The organism is bacterium (assembly GCA_037131655.1).
In the GTDB taxonomy this organism is placed as follows: domain Bacteria; phylum Armatimonadota; class Fimbriimonadia; order Fimbriimonadales; family JBAXQP01; genus JBAXQP01.
Map to the genome: position 1 here is coordinate 1 of JBAXQP010000345.1, position 2599 is coordinate 2599.

At 50.3% G+C, this 2599-nt stretch carries 4 protein-coding genes; all 4 read left to right on the forward strand.

What is annotated here, in order from left to right:
• Nucleotides 1-221: 221 nt before the first annotated feature.
• On the forward strand, nt 222-848 hold the full coding sequence (locus WCO51_12170) for a chemotaxis protein (protein ID MEI6514009.1): 627 nt from the start codon (nt 222-224) through the stop codon (nt 846-848).
• Between the two features lie 2 nt (nt 849-850).
• Nucleotides 851-1591: an MBL fold metallo-hydrolase gene (locus WCO51_12175; GenBank protein ID MEI6514010.1), complete on the forward strand. Its 741-nt coding sequence runs from the start codon at nt 851-853 to the stop codon at nt 1589-1591.
• A gap of 106 nt (nt 1592-1697) precedes the next feature.
• Nucleotides 1698-2156, forward strand: a complete 459-nt coding sequence (locus WCO51_12180; protein MEI6514011.1) for a hemerythrin domain-containing protein — start codon at nt 1698-1700, stop codon at nt 2154-2156.
• On the forward strand, nt 2153-2389 hold the full coding sequence (locus tag WCO51_12185; GenBank protein MEI6514012.1) for a DUF2249 domain-containing protein: 237 nt from the start codon (nt 2153-2155) through the stop codon (nt 2387-2389). Before WCO51_12180 ends, WCO51_12185 begins: the two co-directional genes overlap by 4 nt.
• Nucleotides 2390-2599: the final 210 nt, after the last annotated feature.

A 2599-nucleotide genomic window follows, 5' to 3' on the forward strand; every position in this document is an offset into this window, starting at 1 on the left:
TCTCTGGATTATCCCAACCTTGGGGCTGCGCCGGGTAGTTACGTTTTCGAGAAATAGCATTTCTGGAAAGTAGCCTGCCCAAGTGTGCACTTAGGCTCGGTTGTTTGCTAGAGTGCCACCTGTGCAAAAGGTGGTGCGATCTGGCATTCAATAGCTCGTAAAATTGAAGTCGGAACATTGGCCAGCAACCGATCGATATTAAAGTGTAAAGCGGTGAATTCATGACAGAGGAATTGACGACTACTCCCAGAACAGAGCCTAAAGGATCAGCACTGGATCTGCTACACATCGTCCGTATTAATGAGGAAATAAAAGCCGTTGTTGCAGTTGCCTTCAAAATCAATATCATGGCCTTGAATGCAATATTTCTCGCCAAGCGTGCGGGCACAGCAGCACTCGGTTTTGGTGTACTTTCCAACGAACTGCGAAGCTTTTCAGGGCAGTTACGTGAAACCATGCTATCGCTCAACGGATTAATTCACGATTCAGTGGCCGAGGTTTCCGTATTGCTGCTGGACTCGCGTTACAGCGGTATTTTTGCGGCAGCCGCCGCACAGGCTCCTTCAAGTGCTCGAATGCGAGCGGTACTTGAGCATCGCGAGTCGCGCACGGCGGAATATCGTGCGAAACTTTCAATTTTACGGCGTTCATTGCGCTCTTCGGTGGAAGACGCTTTCCGTCTGGTTGAGCTAGGTGGCGTCCTGGCCAAGTCGGCGAAAATTGAAGCTGCTTATGGCGCTGCTTTTTCTGTTTCGCTGTCTCAAGTATCCAGCGAGTCTGATGGCATCGTCGAGGAAATTCGCGGTTCGCTCGATACTTTGCGTAAATCCAGGTTCTTCAGAGGTTGACCATGAAAACAACACAAACGATTTTCCAGGACGGCGACCACAAATGGGTTGCCATCGTTCGCGATCCGGCTCGTCCGGACTACTTGGTCGATACCAATGGATATCTGGTGACCCATGGCGGGCAGGGGATGCTGGTGGATCCCGGTGGCCTGGAAGTGTTTCCGGCGGTCTTTTCAGCGGTGGCTACCGAGTTCGATCCGTCTGCCATCTCCTCGATATTTGCTTCGCACCAAGATCCCGACGTAATTTCGTCGTTGGCCTTGTGGCTTGAGTTTAATCCGCAAATGCGTTGCCATATTAGTTGGCTATGGGCCAGCTTTATCCCCCATTTTGGTGGAAACGCGAGTACTTTTGCCGTAATTCCCGACGAAGGCATGGCGATTTCCCTTGGTGGTCTACCGTTGCAGGCTGTTCCTGCTCACTATCTGCATTCTTCTGGAAATTTTCATCTTTATGATCGTGCCGCCAAGGTGCTTTTTTCGGGAGACGTTGGTGCTGCTCTGCTGCCGCCTGAGCACAATGAGCTATTTGTAAAAGATTTCAGCGCCCATATTCGTCACTCTGAAGCCTTCCATCGGCGCTGGATGGGATCAAACGAAGCTAAAAGGCAGTGGTGTGAGCGTGCTTCGCAACTTGATATTGATTTGTTGTGTCCGCAACACGGCGCCATTTACCAAGGCAAAGATGTGCAACGTTTTATCGACTGGTTCGATGGTCTACACGTGGGCGTCTTGCGAGCGTGACGCAGTAAAAGCCCATACGCATGGGCCGTTGGCTTTTTGATTTTTGTCAAGGCGTAGAGTTGACCCTCGCTTGACAATGAAACTCGTCATTTAGGTAGGATGCTTCATGCAAAACATCAAAGAGTTCATGGCTGAAAATCATCGCCATTGCGATGATTTTTTTATTGCCGCCGAAAGGGAAGTCGCTGCGGGGTCTTGGTCTCTGGCAAAGAGTGCTTTCACAAAGTTTCGAGACGCGATGCTGCGCCATTTTGCAGCCGAGGAATCTTTGCTCTTTCCTGCGTTTGAAAATCACACAGGAATATACATGGGGCCAACGCAAGTGATGCGTGGCGAGCACGTACAGTTGTGTGAGCTGATAGCCTCTGCCGAAGATGCGCTTGTCGCACAAGATTCCGAAGCATATCAGGGCGAAGCGGAAACGTTATTGATCATGATGCAGCAGCATAATATGAAAGAAGAAAGCATTCTGTACCCAATGTGCGATCAGCATCTTCAAAATCAAACTGACACACTTCTGCCGCTCCTGCAAGAGGCCGTTCGTGAAGTGGAGCCGGGGAAATGACTAATGCGCACGCCAACCGGGTGATTGATGCGCGCAATCTGGAGCCGCCCGAACCCTTTGTCCGTACCATGGAGGCTCTCGAAGGCATTGGGATTGATGAAAATTTGCTGCTACTTCTTACGCGAGAACCGTATCCGTTATATCGCACGTTGGAACTCAATGGTTTTACTTGGCAGACGGATCTAAAACCGGATGGAGTTGTCGAAATTTTGATATGGCGTAAATCACAGTAATGCAGGCTCTTCTGTCATTCGAGCAGACACCTCCTTTTTCAGCACCGTTTCGTTTTTTTGTAACCGCCCCCTTCTTTCCGATTCTCGCCGGGATTCTTTTGTTATGGAGTGGGCCGGATTCGATGGCCTCTCGCTGGACACCAAGTGCGTTGGCTTTGACCCATCTCTGCACAGCCGGCTTCATGATGCAGGTGATGCTTGGAGCAATGG

Excerpts from the sequence above, each read along its gene's own strand:
- WCO51_12180 (MEI6514011.1), top strand. The coding sequence starts at position 1,698 with ATGCAAAACATCAAAGAGTTCATGGCTGAAAATCATCGCCATTGCGAT.
- WCO51_12170 (MEI6514009.1), top strand. The coding sequence starts at position 222 with ATGACAGAGGAATTGACGACTACTCCCAGAACAGAGCCTAAAGGATCA.
- WCO51_12185 (MEI6514012.1), top strand. The coding sequence starts at position 2,153 with ATGACTAATGCGCACGCCAACCGGGTGATTGATGCGCGCAATCTGGAG.
- WCO51_12175 (MEI6514010.1), top strand. The coding sequence starts at position 851 with ATGAAAACAACACAAACGATTTTCCAGGACGGCGACCACAAATGGGTT.